This is a genomic window from Archangium sp., from assembly GCF_036389735.1.
Classification (GTDB): Bacteria; Myxococcota; Myxococcia; order Myxococcales; family Myxococcaceae; genus Archangium.
On sequence record NZ_DASVWK010000552.1, the window covers coordinates 1 to 15509 of the forward strand.

The following is a 15509-nucleotide window of genomic DNA, read 5'->3' on the forward strand; positions in this document are numbered from 1 at the left end:
TACACCGCGCCCGTCTTCTGGTTCTTCTTCCTGCTCACGGGCGTGTCGCTGTTGGTGCTGCGCCGACGTGAGCCGGACGTGGTGCGCCCCTTCCGCGTGCCGCTCTACCCACTCACGCCGCTGCTGTTCTGCGCGACGTGCGCGTACCTCCTCTATTCGAGTCTTGCCTATACCGGCGTGGGGGCACTCGTCGGGGTGGCTGTGCTGGCCACCGGCTTGATTCCGCTCGCGCTCATGCGGCGGCGGAAGGTTCGCCCGGGAAGCAAACCCTCACCAGGAGGTCGTACGCCATGGGGATTCGGAAGGCCGCGTTCGGTGTAGCGCTGTTGGGGGCATTGGGCCCGTGGGGGGGCTCCGCGGTGGGGCAGGAGTCCAGCCCCACCCCCCTCTTCGTGCCGCCCGACCTGGGGCGAGCGGACCTGCCCGCGCGCGTGCCGGACGTGCCATACGTGCCCACTCCGCAACTGGTCGTGGACGAGATGCTGGCGCTGGCCGGGGTGAAGCCCGGAGACGTGCTGTATGACCTGGGCTCGGGGGACGGGCGTATCGTCGTCACCGCGGCGAAGAACCTCGGCGTGCGCGGGGTGGGCATCGACATCAACCCCGAGCGCATCCAGGAGGCCGAGGCCAACGCGCGCGCGGCGGGCGTACAGGATCTCACCGAGTTCCGCGAGGAGGATCTCTTCAAGGCGGACTTCAGCGAGGCCACCGTGGTGACGATGTACCTGCTGCCGAGCGTCAACGACCGGCTGAAGCCGAAGCTGCTGAGGGAACTCAAGCCGGGGACGCGCATCGTCTCCCACGCCTTCGACATCGACGGCTGGGAGCCGGAGCGGGTCGTCGAGGTCGACGGGCGCACCCTCTACCTGTGGATCGTCCCGGAGAATCCGTCCCAGGTGCGGTAGCTGTACGAGGGGAAGGGGGCCCGTTCAGGCCGCCTTCCCGAATCGCTCCGCGCGCAGCCGGGCGATGAGTTCATGCGCCTGGGCTTCCGAGGAGACGAAGTGGACCTTGGCCAGCGCGCTCGCCTCCGTGCGCCCGGTCAGGTGCGCCGCGAGGGCAATCCCCTTGGACACGGCCCTGTGCAGCAACCGCGCTCCAATGTAGACGCAGCCGAGGATCCACTCCGGCTGGACGTGCTCGCTGAGATAGCGCCCGCCCTCGAGCTCCAACGTGGTGGCTTCGCTCAAGTCCGACACGATGAGGAAGGGCTGTTGCTGGCCCAGCTCCCGGTAGATGTCCACCAGGCGGACGGCGTCTTCCAAGGTGGCTCGGCCACGGGTGTGGACCCAGACGAGCTCGGGCGGCTCGAAACGAACCGTGGTGTCTCCAACCTTCCACTCACGCTGCTCGGACATGATGCCAGCCTGATACAACGGGCCAGACCGCGAACGAAGGGCACCTCCCGCCATGCCTGTGCTGTGCTCAACGTTCGTGAATTGCCCTCCGACGACAAGCAAGGCACCTCTTTCCAACGCCACCACCCCCACGGGCCGTTGCTTCTTCCTCCAGTGCGTTTTCTTGTTCTCCGAAGCAACACATCCACCCTGGAGGGGAGTCGTCAGGAGCATGCCGAAGGCTCATCCTGTTGGGACTTGGGAATTCTCCCTTCCGCTGGGGCCAGCGCACTTGCTCGGGCATGCCTCGTCTGCACATCCACTCCAAGCTGCTGGTCGCGTTCGTCATCGTCCTCCTGCCGGTGCTGGGACTGCTGTGCGCTGACTTCCTCTCGGATCTGCGGAGGACCCGGCAGGGCATCCTCGACACCCAGTTCCTGACGGCCCAGGCCGTCGCCCTCCAGGCCTCCGAGACGTTCGATGCCGCCATCGCCTTCGGCTGGGCCGTGTCCAGGGATCCACTGCTCCAGACCCTGGAGCCCCGCCGGTTGGATCCGCACCTGAAGGAGATGGTCGAACGCAGCCCTCTCTATGACTCCATCGCCGTCTTCGACACCACCGGCCTCAACCGCGGCTGGAGCAACCCCACCCACCCGGACGAGCCCCGAGTCCGGATTGGCGACCGCCCGTACTTCCAGAAGGTGCTGGCCACCAACGCCCCGGTCATCTCCGAGGTGCTCGAGCTGCGGCGTCCCATCCGCACGGGGCTGCTCGTCAGCGTGCCCCTTCACGGCCCCGAGGGGCGGCTGATCGGCGTCTTCAACGTGGTGATGCGGACCGACCTGCTGGCGCAGCGGTACGCGGGCGCCCGGCTCCAGCCAGGGCAGTCCCTCTTCCTGGCCGACATGAACGGCCGGCTGGCCTTCCATACCGGCAACCCCGAGCTCTCGTTCGAGCAGAGCAACCTCTTCGCCGAGTTCGAGCCTCTCCGGGCGGCGCTGAACGGGACGCCCTCCCGGCTCGCCCGGTTCACCAGCCCCCTGCTCGGTGACGAGCGCCTGGGGGCCTTCGTCCCGGTCCCACACCACCCGTGGGCCGTGGGGGTGACCGTCCCGATCGACATCGCCATGGCTCCGCTCTACGAGCGGACACGCACGAGGCTCGTGGCCTTCGCCGGGATCCTGCTGCTGAACATCCTCCTGGCGGCCCTGCTGGCCCGCTTCTACACCCGCCCGGTGCGACAGCTTCAGGGGGCCGCCCAGGCGCTCGGGCGTGGGGACATGGAGCAGCGCGTCCACATCGCCACGGGGGATGAACTGGAGGAACTCGGCACCACCTTCAACGAGATGGTGGCCCAGATGGCGCGGCGCCAGGCGGAGGTGGATGCCCTGCGCGCGCAAGCCGAGCACCAGGCCCAGCAGCTCGCCGCCATCATCGCCAGCGTGCCGGATGCCATCTTCCTCGCCAGACCGGACGGCCAGCGGGTGGAGGCCAACCCCGCAGGCCTTCGGCTCCTCGGGGTCGAGAACCCCTCGGAGCAGGACGAGTCCCGGTTCGAGTTCCTCCACCATTACGACCTCCGGCACCCGAATGGACACCCGATGACGTTGGAGGAGCTGCCGACCCACCGCGCCCTGGCCGGGGAGACCTTCACCGACGTGGAGATGCGCCTGCGTGGCCGGGATGACCAGGAGCGCCTGCTCAGCGTCCACGGGGCCCCGGTTCGAGATATCTCCGGGCAGCTCATCCTGGGGGTGGTGGTGGTGCGCGACATCACCCGGCGCCGGCAGCAGGAGGAGGAGCTGGAGCGGCTGCTCGGGCAGGAGCTGGCGCTGGCCCGGATCGGCCATGCTCTGGTCAGCGAGACGGAGCTGGAGCGGATCGCCAGCGTGGTCATCGAGCAGAGCAAGACCCTGGGCGCCGACGCCGTCGGGCTCTGGCTGGCGAAGCCGGAGCGCCGGGAACTCACCTTGCTCGCCTCCCACCAGCTGACGGCGGCGGCGGAGGAAGGCCTGCGCCACATCTCGTTCGAGGCCCCCCTGGTGGCCGCGCGAGCCGCCCGGGAGGAGCGGATCCAGGTCGTCGAGGATCTCCTGGAGACAGGGGCTCCCACTCGCTCCGGGCGGCTCTCCTGGGAGACAGGACTCCGCGGGATGGTGGCGGTCCCGCTGCACTCCCGCGAGCGCCTGGTCGGAGTGATGGCCTACTTCACGCGCGCTCCCCGTCACGTCCCCTCGCGAGAGCTGGAGTTCCACACCATGGTGGGCCAGCTGTTCGCCGTGGCCATCGAGAAGGCCCACCTGTTCCAGGAGGTGCGCACGGCGCTGCGACTGCGCGAGGAGTTCATGTCGGCGGCGGCCCACGAGCTGAAGACGCCGGTGACCTCCATCCAGACGTGGGCGGAGCTGCTGCTCAACCTGGAGGCGGGCACCCCCCGCCAGCGCAAGGGGCTCGCCACCATCGCCCGGAACACGCGGCGGATCGCCCGGCTGGTGGAACACCTGTTCGTGGCCGTGCGCATGGCCCCCGGCCCCGGGAAGCTGGAATGCCAGCGAGTCGATCTCCACATGCTGGTGAGGGAGCAGGGGGAGAAGCTCGCTCGGACCACGGAGAATCCGATCCACATCGAGGCCACCGGTCCGCTCTTCGTCCACGCCGAGCGCCAGCTCCTGGGGGAGGCCGTGGCCCACCTGCTGGACAACGCCCTGCGCTACTCACCGCCCGGCGAGCCCGTCGAGCTCCGGGCGTGGCGCACGGACAGCGAGGCCCTGGTCTCGGTGCACGATCAGGGGCCGGGGATTCCCCCGGAGCGCCAGCCCCACGTCTTCGAGCCCCTCTATGAGCCGCTGCCTCCAGGGGCAACGGGTTACACGGGGGTGGTGAAGCTGGGACTTCACTTGAGCCGGCAGATCGTCGAGGCGCACGGAGGCCGCATCTGGATGGAGAGCCTCCCGGGCCAGGGCTCGACGTTCTGCTTCAGCCTCCCGCTGGGAGATACGCGAGCCGACCTGGACGCCCTCGCGTACGAGCATGAGGGGGATTCCCCCCCTCACCACTGAGACCGCGGCGGCTCAAGGCAGGGCCACCGCCTGCTCCAGCGCCTCCTGGATCTGCGGCAGCGAGTAGGGCTTGGGCAGCACCACCACGCCCTCCAGCGGCGCCTCTCCCCGGGGGAGCGCCACGTTCCCATGGCCCGAGGCGAGGATGACCTTCATTCCCGTCTTCCGGCCTCCCACCTCTCGTGCGAGTTCCACTCCCGACGCGCCCGGCAGGGACACGTCGGTGAACAGCACATCGAAGCCGCTGGCGGCCATCGCACCCCTGGCCTCCTCGGCGCTGGTGACCGCCAGCACCTCGTGCCCCAGCAGATCCATCAACTCGCACGCCGACGTGCGCACGTCCTCGTCATCCTCCACCAGCAGCACGCGCAACCGACGCGACGCGGCGGGCGCCGGGGGGCGCGCGGAGGGGGTGGGAGTGGCGGGGGGGGCCGGGGGGGTGGGCGCCGACTCCGTACGGACAGGCCCGCGGACCGCCAGCCGCTGCTGGCGGCCGTTGAGCAACTGCCGCAGCTTGCGGGCCAGCTCTTCCCGGCTGTAGGGCTTGCTGAGCAACTGCACCCCGGCGTCCAGCCGTCCGCCATGAACGATGGCGTTCTCCGTGTAGCCCGAGGTGAAGAGCACCTCGATGTCCGGGCTCAGCTCCTTGGCCTGCCTGGCCAGCTCGGGGCTGCGTACCGGACCGGGCATCACCACGTCCGTGAACAAGAGATCGATGGGGATACCGCTCTGGAGGACCACCAGCGCGCTCGCCGCGTCCACGGCCTTGAGCACGCGGTAGCCCAGCTCGCTCACCATCTCCACCACCGTGGTACGCACCTCGGCGTCATCCTCCACCACGAGGATGGTCTCCGTGCCTCCCTCGATGGGGCCGGCGTCGACCTTGGCGTCCACCGACTCGGCCTCCACCGCGCGGGGCAGGTAGAGCTTGATGGTCGTGCCATGCCCCAGCTCGCTGTAGAGCTTGAGGTGACCGCCCGTCTGCTTGACGAAGCCGTACACCATGCTCAAACCCAGGCCCGTGCCGCGGCCCTCGGGCTTGGTGGTGAAGAACGGCTCGAAGGCCCGCTCCATCACCTCCGGCGTCATGCCGCTGCCGGTGTCCGAGACGGCCAGCAGCACGTACTGGCCGGGGAGGACCTCGGGGTGCTGCCGGCAGTAGCGCTCATCGAGCACGGCGTTGCCGATCTCGATCGTCAGCTTGCCCATGCTGTTCATGGCGTCACGGGCGTTGACGGCCAGGTTGATGATGACGTTCTCGAACTGGTTGGGATCCAGGGCCGTGTTCCACAGCTCCTTGGCGGTGGAGGTCACCAGCTCCACCTCCTCCCCCAGGGTGCGGCGCAGCAGGTCATCCATGCCTCGCACCAGCTTGCTCGCGTTGACGACGACCGGTTGGAGCGGCTGGCGGCGCGCGAAGGAGAGCAGCTGGGAGGCGAGCTTGGCGCCACGGTCCACGGCGCGGGTGGCGGTCTGGAGGCGGCTCATGGCGCGCTCGTTGCCCACCACGTCGCGCTGGAGGAGCTGGAGGTTGCCGGCGATGACCTGGAGCAGGTTGTTGAAGTCATGCGCCACGCCGCCGGTGAGCTTGCCCACGGCTTCCATCTTCTGGGACTGACGCAGCTGCATCTCGGTCTTGCGCCGCTCGGCCTCGCTCTCCTCGAGCGCGCGGGTGCGCTCACGCACCAGCGTCTCCAGGTGCTCCTGGTAGTGGCGCACCTGCTCCTGGGCGCGCACCCTCTCGGTGACCTCCTGGCCGTAGACGAGGATGGCCAGGACGGGCCCTCCCGGCAGGCGGACGGGTTGGTAGTCGAAGTCGAGGAACATCTCCTGCGGCTCCTCGTTCGGATTCTTGCGGAGGGCGGCCTTGAAGCCGCGCATGCTGACCGCCTCGCCTTGGTACACCCGATCGAACAGGCCGCGGAGGGCTTTGTTCTTCTCCTCCTTGAGCTCCGGACGCACCGTGAGCAGCGGCAAGCCGATGACGTCCCGGAAGCCGACGAACGGCAGGTAGTTCTCGTTGACCATCTCGAAGACGAAGTCGGGCCCCCGGAGGACCGCCACTATCCCGGGGAGCATGTCGATCACCCGGCGGAGGTAGCGCCGCTCAAGGTCCAGCTGCTGGTTGTTCTCCTGAACCGCCCACGCCTGACCGAGCAGGGACGCGAGCTGCTCCGGGGAGACCCCCTCCAACCGTGCCTCGGGTGCGCCCTTCCCGCTGTTGGTGGCGCGCAGGTCGGTGACGTCCACGGCGTGCTGGAGGATGAAGGCCACGTTGCCCGCGGCATCCAGGAGGGGCTGGTGGGAGTAGGTCCAGACGCGCTTCTCGAGCACCGGGCCTGTCTCGGTGACGCGGGAGATGGGCTGGACCGTCATCGCGAGCAGGTCCGGCATGCGACGGGTGAGCACCCGCTCGAGCGAGTCCCGGAGCTTTCGCGGGCTGTCCTGGTCCGAAGTGCTCGTGTCCTGGGGAAGCACCTCGAAGACGTTGCGTCCGATGATCTCCTCACGCCGCAGCGCCGTGGCGGTCAAATAGGCCTGGTTGGCCGCGACGTACTTCAGCTCACGATCCAGCACCATGAGCGGAGCGGGAGCGGAGTCGAACAGCTTCTGGGAGTCGATCGTGGGAGACATGCTGGACCCAGAATAGACGACGAACCCCCTCTAGTGGACAGGTATGAACGGCCAGACCGCGGACGCCGCTTCTCTTGCCTGCCCGCCGGGCGTCGTCCCAAGGCTAGTGTTCGTTAAGCACCAGTTTGCGCGCGGCCTGGACGATGGGGGCTCGCCCCTGGCCCTTGGCGATGACCCGGACCTCCTGGAGGGGAACCCGGGGCAGCAGCTTGAGGACGAGCGGCACCGGCGTCCTCGGGTTGCGGGCAAGCGCCGTACACACCGTGCTGTTGACCCCCCACTCGCGGTGCTCGGCGATGAGCTTCAGCGCGTCCGGTGACAGCGACGACATCTTGGCCGCGTAGATGACCTCGTCCAGCCCCAGCCTCGGGTTGCGCAGCACGTAGACGTGGAGGGCCTTGTTGGTGTCCCGCAGCAGGTACGCCCGCGCCTCCCGGTCCCCCGAGAGCGCCAGTTGCATCTTCTCCGTGACGGTCATCGCGGCCAGCCGGGCCGACATCAGCGGGTTGTGCGCGGGCGAGGGGGGCTCCTCGGCGTCCGGCTCCGGTTCCTCCTCGGCCGGGCCCTGGGCCGGGGGCGCCCGCAGCCGCTCCGCGAGCGCCACCAGGGGTGCCGGCGGCCCCGCCGGGAACATCACCGCCACGCCCACGCCGGGCACGGCCGCGGCGAGCTGCGCCTGCACCTCCACCGGAGCCTGGCCCGCCACGGACACCGCCAGCACGCACGGGCCCAGCGCCGCCCCCGGGGGCAGCGCGGCCCCGCGGACCAGCAGCCCGCCCTTGGACATCTCGCGCTCATAGCCACCGAGGAAATCCTCGGCGCTCGCGAACTCGGCCACCAACCTGGGTGCGCTCATGGCCACACTCTACCTCGTACGGACGAGTTGCTAGGATTCCCGGCCATGACCCAGGAGCGCAAGGACGCGCCAAGCCAGGACGTGGTGAAGAAGATTCACGAGACCGTGGAGGAGCTGGAGCGGCTCATCGCTGGCGCCGAGGGGCCCGCGAGGTCTGGTGAGGATCCACGGGAGGAAGCCTTCTGGTCCTCGCTCCAGCGTTTCGAGGAGGAGCTCTCGGCGAAGGCGGGGCTTCTCTCGGAGCTCATCGAGCTCGTCCTCCCCGAGGTCGCGCTGACCGCGAAGCCCATCCGCTCCTTCGACAAGGTCTCGTCCCCCGAGCGGGTCCGGGCGCTGGAAACGCTGTTCGGCACCATCCCCACCCGGGAGCGGACGGTCGCGTGGCTCGAGGTCCCAGCGGTCGTTCTCCTGGGAGGCAAGACGCCAGCGGACGCCTTCAGGGGCAGCCCCCAGGACAGTGGCGTCATCCTGGCCCATGAGCTCTACCTGCTCGTGGATGGGCGGTTGGCCTCCGTGGAGTCCGTGGGCACCTGGAGTGTCGCGGACGAGCGACTCGTGGCGGATACCACCATCGTCCGGGCTCGCGAGGTGAGACCGGACGAGGTCCTCCGCGAATTCGACCTCATGTTCCTGCTGGTGGCGTTGCGTGGCCTGCTCCACAACAAGCATCCCGCCCTGGAGGGCCGGCACGTCCCGGATCTCGCCGAGCGGCAGGAGCGCTTCGCCGCGCTGGTGACCGACCTCACCGAGGGGATGGCGGAGCACCTCGTCCGTCTCCGCCGTGTGGGCGACAGCGTATGACTCGGACCCGGTCGTAAGAAACGGAGCTCAAGCCGCAACTTCTGCTGAAAGGGCTCGAAAATACCTACATGCGAGCCCAAAATGCCACCAGCCCCGCGTTCCGCCCCGTCTCGAGCTCGACGCCGGTCACCACCCGGGCCCTGCCGTCCGCGGTGAAGAACCAGCCGGCGGCACTCCGGCGGCCGATGGACAGCTTCGAGGCCGCGCCCTCCAGGGCCCGGTCGGCGCTGACGCTGGTGTCCGCCTCCACTCCCAAGCCGGCGTCCACCACGGGCCAGGGGCTCCTCAATCCCAAGGAGATCCCGGCGGCGGACTGGACGTGCTTCGTCCACCTCAACGCCGACAACAACCTGGAGAGCTTCGGCAAGGACGACCTGAACGAGATGGAGGCCGTCGGCTCGCTCCAGGGCAAGCTGAACATGATCGCCCTGGTGGACGGCGGCAGCCTCAAGGACGGCGACGGGTGGAACACCGGCGCGCGGCTCATGTACGTGACGAAGGATCCGAGCAACACCAGCAAGATCGTCTCCCGCGAGATCGCCGTGGACCCCAAGTCGGACCTGGGCAAGCTGATGGCCGCGGGCAAGGGCGAGCTCGATACCGGCAGCCCGCAGGTGCTGCGCGCGGCACTCGACTACGTGCAGCGCAACGTCGAGTCCAAGCACTTCATGGTGGACCTGTGGGATCACGGCAACGGCTGGCGCGGCGTCTCCTATGACGACAAGCCCAGCTCCAGCCTGGACATGAACGAGCTGAAGCAGGCGCTCACGGGCCTGCCAAAGAAGGTGGACATCCTCGCCGCCGACGCGTGCCTGATGGCCACCGTCGAGGTCGCGGACACCGCCAAGGCGGCGGGGGCGGACTGGCTCGTGGGCAGCGAGGAGCTCGAGCCGGGCACCGGGTGGAACTACACCGACCTGCTCACCCGGGCGAGCAAGCTGTTCGAGGGCGGCAAGGCGGTCAGCCCGGAGCAGATGGCGAAGCTCATCCAGGACTCCTACATCGTGGGCCCCAAGGACAACGTCACCATGTCCACCACGAACCTGTCCAAGCTGGACGCGCTCAACGCGAAGCTGGATGGTTTCAGCAACGCGCTCCTGAAGGCGGGCGGGTTGCAGAACAAGGCGCTGCGCGCCACGTACGAGCAGACGCTGCGTTTCGACGACAAGAACCAGATGGACCTGGGCGACTTCGCCCGGCGCGTCTCGAAGGAGACCCGGGACCCCGGCCTGAAGGCGGCGGCGGATCAGCTCCTGGCGGCGCTGGCCCAGACGACCACGGAGAAGGGGGTCAAGGGCGGCGACAGCCGCTACGCCGCGGCCACCGGGCTGTCCATCTACGCCCCGCAGGGCTCGGTGGAGCGCGAGTACCAGCAGGCCGGGTCCTCCTGGTTGGCCAGCCGCTGGAACGACGTCATCGCGACCTACGACAACGCGCGCGTCTAGTCGGCCGGTTGGAGGCCCAGGCGCTCGACGTCCGCCGGGGTGTCCACGTCGAGGAGTCCCTCGGAGAAGGGGACGAGCGCCAGGCGCTCCCGGTGACGCATCAGCACCGGTTTGGCGCCCTGGTGTCCGCCCAGGGAGAGCAGCTCGGGAAGGAGCTCCGCCGCGAAGGCCGCGGGCACTCCGAAACCACCGTCCCCACCGTAGGCGCTGGCGGCGGCCGGGTATCCCTGGGCAACGCGCTCCGCGAGCACGCGAAGGTGCTTAGGCGTGACGAAGGGTTGATCGCACAGCATGAGCACCGCCACCTCGTCCCGGGGACGGGAGTCATCGGCGAGCAGGGCCTCCAGGCCGGTGCGAAGGGAGGTGCCCGGTCCCTCGGCCCACCCGGCGTTGAAGGCGATCCGCACGCGCGCCTCACCGAGCGCCTTCGCCACCGCCTCGGCGGAGGCACCCGTGACGACGACGACGCTCCGGGCTCCGCTCCCGTGCGCCAGGCGCGCGGCCCGGCACACGAGCGGCTCCCCTTCGAGCCGAACGAGCTGCTTCGGTGAACCCAGGCGCGACGAGCCGCCCGCCGCGAGCACGACGACGGAGAACGGCGGCGTGCCCGTGGGCTTCAGGCGCTCTTCCTCCGCACCGGCTCGGGCTCGGACAGGTGGATGGGACCGTCATGCTGCCGGAGGTGGACGCCCTCGCTCCGTGACAGCACGGCCTGGATCTCCGCCGTGATCGACAGGGCGATCGCCGCCGGGGTGTCCCCACCGAGCTTGAGCCCCACCGGGCTGTAGAGGCGCGCCCGCTGCTCGGGGGTCGGGACGAACTCGTCGGCCATCTCGCGCAGGAGCTGCTCTCCCCGACGCTTGGGGCCGAGCAGCCCGACGTAGGGGACCTCCAGCTCGAGCAGCACGGGCAGCAGCCGCAGGTCCGCGAAGTAGTTGTGGGTCATGACCACCACGGCCGAGTGGCTTCCGGTGGGCACGTGCGTGGCGGCCGTGTCGGCATGGGCGTGCACCACGCGCTCGGCGCCCGGAAAGCGCGCGGGATCGCAGTACGCCGGCCGGTGATCGATCACCGTCACGCGCCAGTCGAGCTGGCGGGCAATCGCCACCAGGGGCACCGCGTCCGGACCCGCGCCGAGGACGGTGAGGTGGAAGGCCGGGGGCACGAGGTCCACGTAGCACTCGACGTTGCCTTCCGGCAGGTGGACCGTCCGGACCAGGGTGGTTGCCGCCCCGAGCGCTTCATGGGCGAACCCGCGCGAGGCTTCGCGCAGGGTGGCGTCACCCACCTCGTCCAGGAGGCTGCCGAGCCGATGTTCGAGCCCGGATGGGGCGTCGAAGGCGGTGACGATCGCCTTCGGCGCCGAACCGGCGTTCATCCCACAGAGGAGCCGCCGGGTTTCCGCCTCGAGCCGCCAGGGTTGGATCCTCTCGAGCAGGATGTCGAGCGCACCCCGGCACCCCAGGCCGAAGCCCAGGAGCCCATCATGCTCGCCCGTCATGTCGAAGCGGAGGCGGCGCGGAGTGCCCGTGGAGAGCACTTCGCCCGCCGCCTTCGCGATCTGCGGTTCCAGACACCCGCCGCTGATCAACCCGACGGGCACGCCCCCCGGCGTGATGAGGAGCCGCGCCCCGGCCCGGCGATACGTCGAGCCACTCGTGCGGACCAGCGTCCCCAGCACGAGCGGCTCCCGGGCCACGACGGCCTCCTCCATGACGGCGAGGAGCTCACTGACACTCACGACGCCTTGCCCCCGGGGAGCTTGTGGTTGCTGATCGGCAGGGCGCGGATGCGCTTGCCGGTCGCGGCGAAGAGCGCATTCGTCACCGCCGGAGCGATGGGCGGCGTGCCGGGCTCGCCCACACCACCGGGCTCGGCGCCGCTCTCGACGATCTCCACGACGACCTCCGGCATCTCGTGGGGTGCCAGCATCGTGTAGTCGTGGAAGTTGCTCTGCTCGACCCGGCCGTTGCTCAAGGTGATCTGCCCGCGCAGCGCCGCGGAGAGGCCATAGACGACGCCGCTCTCCATCTGCGCGATGACCGTGTCGGGGTTGACGTACCGGCCGCAGTCCACCGCCACCCAGACCTTGTGGACGGTCGGCTGGCCGCTCTCGGAGACCGACACCTCGGCCACCTCGGCGACGATGCTGCCGAAGCTTTCGGCGATGGCGATGCCGCGAGCCCGGCCGGCCGGCGCCGGAGTCTCCCAGCCCGACATCTTCGCCACGGTGTCGAGCACCTGGACGAAGCGCGGGTGCGACTTCTCCAGCAGGGCGCGGCGGAACTTGTACGGATCCTGCTTCGCCGCGTGCGCCATCTCGTCGATGAAGCTCTCGAGGTAGAAGGCGTTGTGGGAGCTGCCCACCGAGCGCCAGAAGCCCACCGGCACGCCGAGGTCGACGATGGCGGCCTGGATGTGCTGGTTCGGGCACTCGTACTTGATGTCGCTCAAGCCCTCGACCGTCGTCGGGTCGATGCCGCTCTTGCCGACGCCGCCGAAGATCGTCCAGCGCTGCATGATGGACGGGCTGGCGATGCTCGCCGTGAAGGCCACGGGGCGGCCCTCCGCGTCGAGTCCGGCCCGCAGCTTCACGGCGCTGGCCGGCCGGTAGAAGTCGTGCTGCACGTCCTCCTGCCGCGACCAGATGAGCTTGACGGGCTTGCCGACCGCCTTCGAGGCCTCGATCGCCTGGAGGACCATGTCGTTCTCCGCCCGCCGGCCGAAGCCTCCGCCCAGGTAGGTGGTGTGCACGACGATCCGCTCCTGGGGCACCTTGGTGTGCATGGAGACGACGAGCTTCGTGAGGGTATGGGACTGCGTCCCCACCCAGAGCTCGATGCCGCCGTCCGGCTTGACGTGCGCCGTGCAGTTGAGGGGCTCCATCGGCGTGTGGGCCAGGAAGGGCGTGGAGTACTCGGCCTCGAGCTTCTTCTTGGCCTTGGCCAGCTCCTTCGTGGCATCGCCCTTCGTCGCCGCGACGGGGTTCTTCTTGCCGTGGGTGGCGGCGCGCAGCTTCTTCTCGATCGCCGCCGACGACAGGCCGGCCGTGGTGCCCTTCGTCCACTTGACGTCCAGGCCCTCGACGACCGTCTTCGCCTTCCACCAGCCGTCCGCGACGGCGATGACGGCACCGGCGACCTTCACCAGCGTGGTGCCCTCGGGCATCGCCTTGGCCAGCGCGTCGAAGTTGGCGCACTCACCGCCGAACACGGGCGAGTGGCGCACCGCCGCGTAGCGCATGTCCGGCACGACGACGTCGATGCCGAAGAGGGGCTTGCCCGACACCTTGGCGGGCGTGTCGAGCCGCCTGGTGGGCTTGCCGACGATCTTGTACTCGGCGGGCGTCTTGAGCTTCAGCTCCTTGGGGACGACCGTCTCGGCGGGCAGCGCGGCGGCGGCGGTGGCGAGCTCGCCATAGCCGGCCTTGCGACCACTGGCCGCGTGCACCACCGAGCCCTGCTCGGCGCGGCAGGACTCCGGCGTGACGCCCCACTGCTTCGCGGCGGCGGCGATCAGCAGGTGGCGCGCCGTGGCGCCGATGCGCTGGAGGATCTCCCAGGTGGTCCGGACGCTCATGCTGCCGCCGGTGATCTCCATGGGCCGGCCGCTGTAGTTGAACTCGGCGTCCGAGGGCGAGGGCTCGACGCGAATCTTGGACCAGTCCGCCTCGAGCTCCTCGGCGACGAGCATGGGCATCGCCGTGAAGATGCCTTGGCCCATCTCGCTGCGCGCGACGTAGATGGTGATGACGCCATCGGTGGCGATCCGCAGCCAGGTGTTGAGCCGCGACTCGCCCCTGGCCGTGCCCGGGGAGACGGCGCCGGTGAAGGCCTCGGCGCGCCGGTTGGGGTTGCCGGGCAGGTGGAAGCCGAGGACGAGGCCCGCGGCCGTCGCGGTGGCCGACTGCATGAACGAGCGACGGGAGAGTCCCGCCGGGCGGTTCTTGTCGAGGTCGGTCGTCATGGTCAAACCTCCCCCTCGTTGGTGAGCTTGATGGCGAGGTTCACGGCCTTGCGGATGCGGCCGTAGGTGCCGCAGCGGCACAGGTTCGTCATGGCTGACGCCACATCGGCCTCGGTGGCCTGGGGCTTGGCCTTGAGCAGCGCGGCGCAGGCCATGATCTGCCCGGACTGGCAGTAGCCACACTGCGGCGCGTCGGCCTCGAGCCAGGCCCGCTGCACGGGGTGGCTGTTGTCGGGGCTGAGGCCCTCGATGGTGGTGACCGCGTTGTTCGTGGCGGCGGCGACCGGCGTCAGACAGCTGCGCACCGCCGTGCCGTTGATGTGCACCGTGCAGGCCCCACACAGGCCCTGGCCACATCCGAACTTGGTACCGAGCAGCCCGAGCTTCTCCCGGAGCACCCACAGCAGGGGGGTGCTGGGATCCGCCTCGACGCTCACTTCCTTGCCATTCACCTTCAGGGTCTGGGACATGCGCCCTCCCGCTCCGGACCGCCGAGAGGGGCGTCGTCCGAAGTGTGGAAATTCGGACGAACTATAATCGACCGGGGGTCAGGTTCGAACCGCTTTATCGGCTCAGTACACGTTGTACTTGCGGCGCAGCGCCTCGTGCTCCTCGGCGTTGCGCGAGGGGTGGAGACGGCGCTCGGCGTCGTGGAGGTAGTACCAGAACTCACTCTGCCGGGGGGCGAGCGAGGCCCGGAGCGACTCCACCGTGGGGGCGCCGATGGGCCCCGGAGGCAGCCCCTTGCGGTGCCGCGTGTTCCACGGATCCTCGAGGTTGCGCAGGCGCTTGAGGAAGGCCACCCGATCGTTCCACTCGGCCAGCTCGTAGCGCGAGGTCGCGTCCACGCCCAGGGGGTAGCCCTTGTCGACGCGCTTCCAGAGGATGCCCGCCACCAGGGGCCGCTGCTCCGGCACGGGCTCCTCGCGCTCGAGCATCGAGGCCATCACCACCACCTCGTGGAGCGTGCGCCCGCCGCGAGCCAGGTCCTCCTGGTGCGACAGGTAGAAGCGCTGGGCGAAGGTGTCGAGCTGGCGCTGGATGAGGGCCTGCACGTCCACGGCGCCGGGCACCACGCGGTAGGTTTCCGGGTAGAGGTAGCCCTCGAGCGTGCCCTTCGGGAGGGGGAAGGGCGCGGTGAAGCGCTCGGGCTGACTGGCGGCGGCGATGTAGGCACCGGGCTTGATGAGGCCCGCGGCGGCCAGGGCCGCATCGGTGTCGCGCAGGCGCCAGCCCTCGATGACGCTGAAGGGCACGTCCTCGGGGATGGGAGCGCCCTCGAGCGAGGTGGCGAGCTCCGCCATCGTCATGGACGGACTCACCGCGTGGCGGCCCGCCTTGGGGGCGAACTGACCGCGACGGTAGAGGAACCAGCGCCACAGCCGGGCGTCACGGATCAGCCCCTGGGACG

12 protein-coding genes and 1 pseudogene are annotated in these 15509 nt (G+C 69.6%); 5 read left to right on the forward strand and 8 right to left on the reverse strand.

Annotated features, from left to right (window positions below):
- Positions 1-321: pseudogene (locus VF794_RS19265) on the forward strand (hypothetical protein); the annotation flags it as partial.
- On the forward strand, positions 291-905 hold the full coding sequence (locus VF794_RS19270; RefSeq protein ID WP_331112482.1) for an SAM-dependent methyltransferase: 615 nt from the start codon (positions 291-293) through the stop codon (positions 903-905). The pseudogene VF794_RS19265 and the gene VF794_RS19270, both read left to right, overlap by 31 nt.
- A 24-nt stretch (positions 906-929) precedes the next feature.
- On the opposite strand, the gene VF794_RS19275 is transcribed toward VF794_RS19270, so the two are convergent.
- The gene (locus tag VF794_RS19275) at positions 930-1358 is read right to left on the reverse strand and encodes a hypothetical protein (RefSeq protein ID WP_331112484.1); all 429 of its coding nucleotides are present in this window, start codon (positions 1356-1358) and stop codon (positions 930-932) included.
- A gap of 281 nt (positions 1359-1639) precedes the next feature.
- On the opposite strand from VF794_RS19275, the gene VF794_RS19280 reads away from it, so the two are divergent.
- Positions 1640-4396 (forward strand): ATP-binding protein, encoded by a 2757-nt coding sequence (locus tag VF794_RS19280; protein ID WP_331112486.1) that lies wholly within the window; start codon positions 1640-1642, stop codon positions 4394-4396.
- A gap of 12 nt (positions 4397-4408) precedes the next feature.
- Here the strand turns inward: VF794_RS19280 and VF794_RS19285 are convergent, their stop codons facing one another.
- Together VF794_RS19285 and VF794_RS19290 are read right to left on the reverse strand one after the other, a co-directional pair.
- Positions 4409-7030 carry a response regulator gene (locus VF794_RS19285; RefSeq protein ID WP_331112488.1) on the reverse strand — a complete coding sequence of 874 codons (2622 nt, stop codon included), beginning with the start codon at positions 7028-7030 and terminating at the stop codon, positions 4409-4411.
- 103 nt (positions 7031-7133) lie between these two features.
- On the reverse strand, positions 7134-7886 hold the full coding sequence (locus VF794_RS19290; protein WP_331112490.1) for a hypothetical protein: 753 nt from the start codon (positions 7884-7886) through the stop codon (positions 7134-7136).
- Between the two features lie 45 nt (positions 7887-7931).
- Here VF794_RS19290 and VF794_RS19295 point away from each other — a divergent pair, with 45 nt between their 5' ends.
- A complete protein-coding gene (locus tag VF794_RS19295; RefSeq protein WP_331112491.1) occupies positions 7932-8687 on the forward strand; it encodes a hypothetical protein in 756 nt (251 codons plus the stop codon).
- Positions 8688-8755: 68 nt separating this feature from the next.
- Positions 8756-10132 carry a clostripain-related cysteine peptidase gene (locus VF794_RS19300; RefSeq protein WP_331112493.1) on the forward strand — a complete coding sequence of 459 codons (1377 nt, stop codon included), beginning with the start codon at positions 8756-8758 and terminating at the stop codon, positions 10130-10132.
- On the opposite strand, the gene VF794_RS19305 is transcribed toward VF794_RS19300, so the two are convergent.
- The 5 genes from VF794_RS19305 to mltG form a co-directional block, all read right to left on the reverse strand.
- Positions 10129-10716: a nucleotidyltransferase family protein gene (locus VF794_RS19305; protein WP_331112495.1), complete on the reverse strand. Its 588-nt coding sequence runs from the start codon at positions 10714-10716 to the stop codon at positions 10129-10131. The two genes, VF794_RS19300 and VF794_RS19305, sit on opposite strands and share 4 nt — an antisense overlap.
- A gap of 32 nt (positions 10717-10748) precedes the next feature.
- On the reverse strand, positions 10749-11873 hold the full coding sequence (locus VF794_RS19310) for an XdhC family protein (protein WP_331112497.1): 1125 nt from the start codon (positions 11871-11873) through the stop codon (positions 10749-10751).
- Positions 11870-14098, reverse strand: coding sequence for a xanthine dehydrogenase family protein molybdopterin-binding subunit (locus VF794_RS19315; RefSeq protein WP_331112499.1), 2229 nt, complete (start codon positions 14096-14098; stop codon positions 11870-11872). The genes VF794_RS19310 and VF794_RS19315 overlap by 4 nt, the downstream gene beginning before the upstream one ends.
- 2 nt (positions 14099-14100) lie before the next feature.
- Positions 14101-14568 carry a (2Fe-2S)-binding protein gene (locus VF794_RS19320; RefSeq protein WP_331112501.1) on the reverse strand — a complete coding sequence of 156 codons (468 nt, stop codon included), beginning with the start codon at positions 14566-14568 and terminating at the stop codon, positions 14101-14103.
- A 102-nt stretch (positions 14569-14670) separates the two neighbouring features.
- A partial coding sequence (mltG, locus tag VF794_RS19325) for an endolytic transglycosylase MltG (RefSeq protein WP_331112502.1) occupies positions 14671-15509 on the reverse strand: 839 nt, incomplete at its 5' end.

What these genes read in the sequence shown, in the direction of transcription:
- VF794_RS19270 (WP_331112482.1), top strand. Translation starts at nt 291, where the DNA reads ATGGGGATTCGGAAGGCCGCGTTCGGTGTAGCGCTGTTGGGGGCATTG.
- VF794_RS19275 (WP_331112484.1), bottom strand. Translation starts at nt 1,358, where the DNA reads ATGTCCGAGCAGCGTGAGTGGAAGGTTGGAGACACCACGGTTCGTTTC.
- VF794_RS19280 (WP_331112486.1), top strand. Translation starts at nt 1,640, where the DNA reads ATGCCTCGTCTGCACATCCACTCCAAGCTGCTGGTCGCGTTCGTCATC.
- VF794_RS19285 (WP_331112488.1), bottom strand. Translation starts at nt 7,030, where the DNA reads ATGTCTCCCACGATCGACTCCCAGAAGCTGTTCGACTCCGCTCCCGCT.
- VF794_RS19290 (WP_331112490.1), bottom strand. Translation starts at nt 7,886, where the DNA reads ATGAGCGCACCCAGGTTGGTGGCCGAGTTCGCGAGCGCCGAGGATTTC.
- VF794_RS19295 (WP_331112491.1), top strand. Translation starts at nt 7,932, where the DNA reads ATGACCCAGGAGCGCAAGGACGCGCCAAGCCAGGACGTGGTGAAGAAG.
- VF794_RS19300 (WP_331112493.1), top strand. Translation starts at nt 8,756, where the DNA reads ATGCGAGCCCAAAATGCCACCAGCCCCGCGTTCCGCCCCGTCTCGAGC.
- VF794_RS19315 (WP_331112499.1), bottom strand. Translation starts at nt 14,098, where the DNA reads ATGACGACCGACCTCGACAAGAACCGCCCGGCGGGACTCTCCCGTCGC.
- VF794_RS19320 (WP_331112501.1), bottom strand. Translation starts at nt 14,568, where the DNA reads ATGTCCCAGACCCTGAAGGTGAATGGCAAGGAAGTGAGCGTCGAGGCG.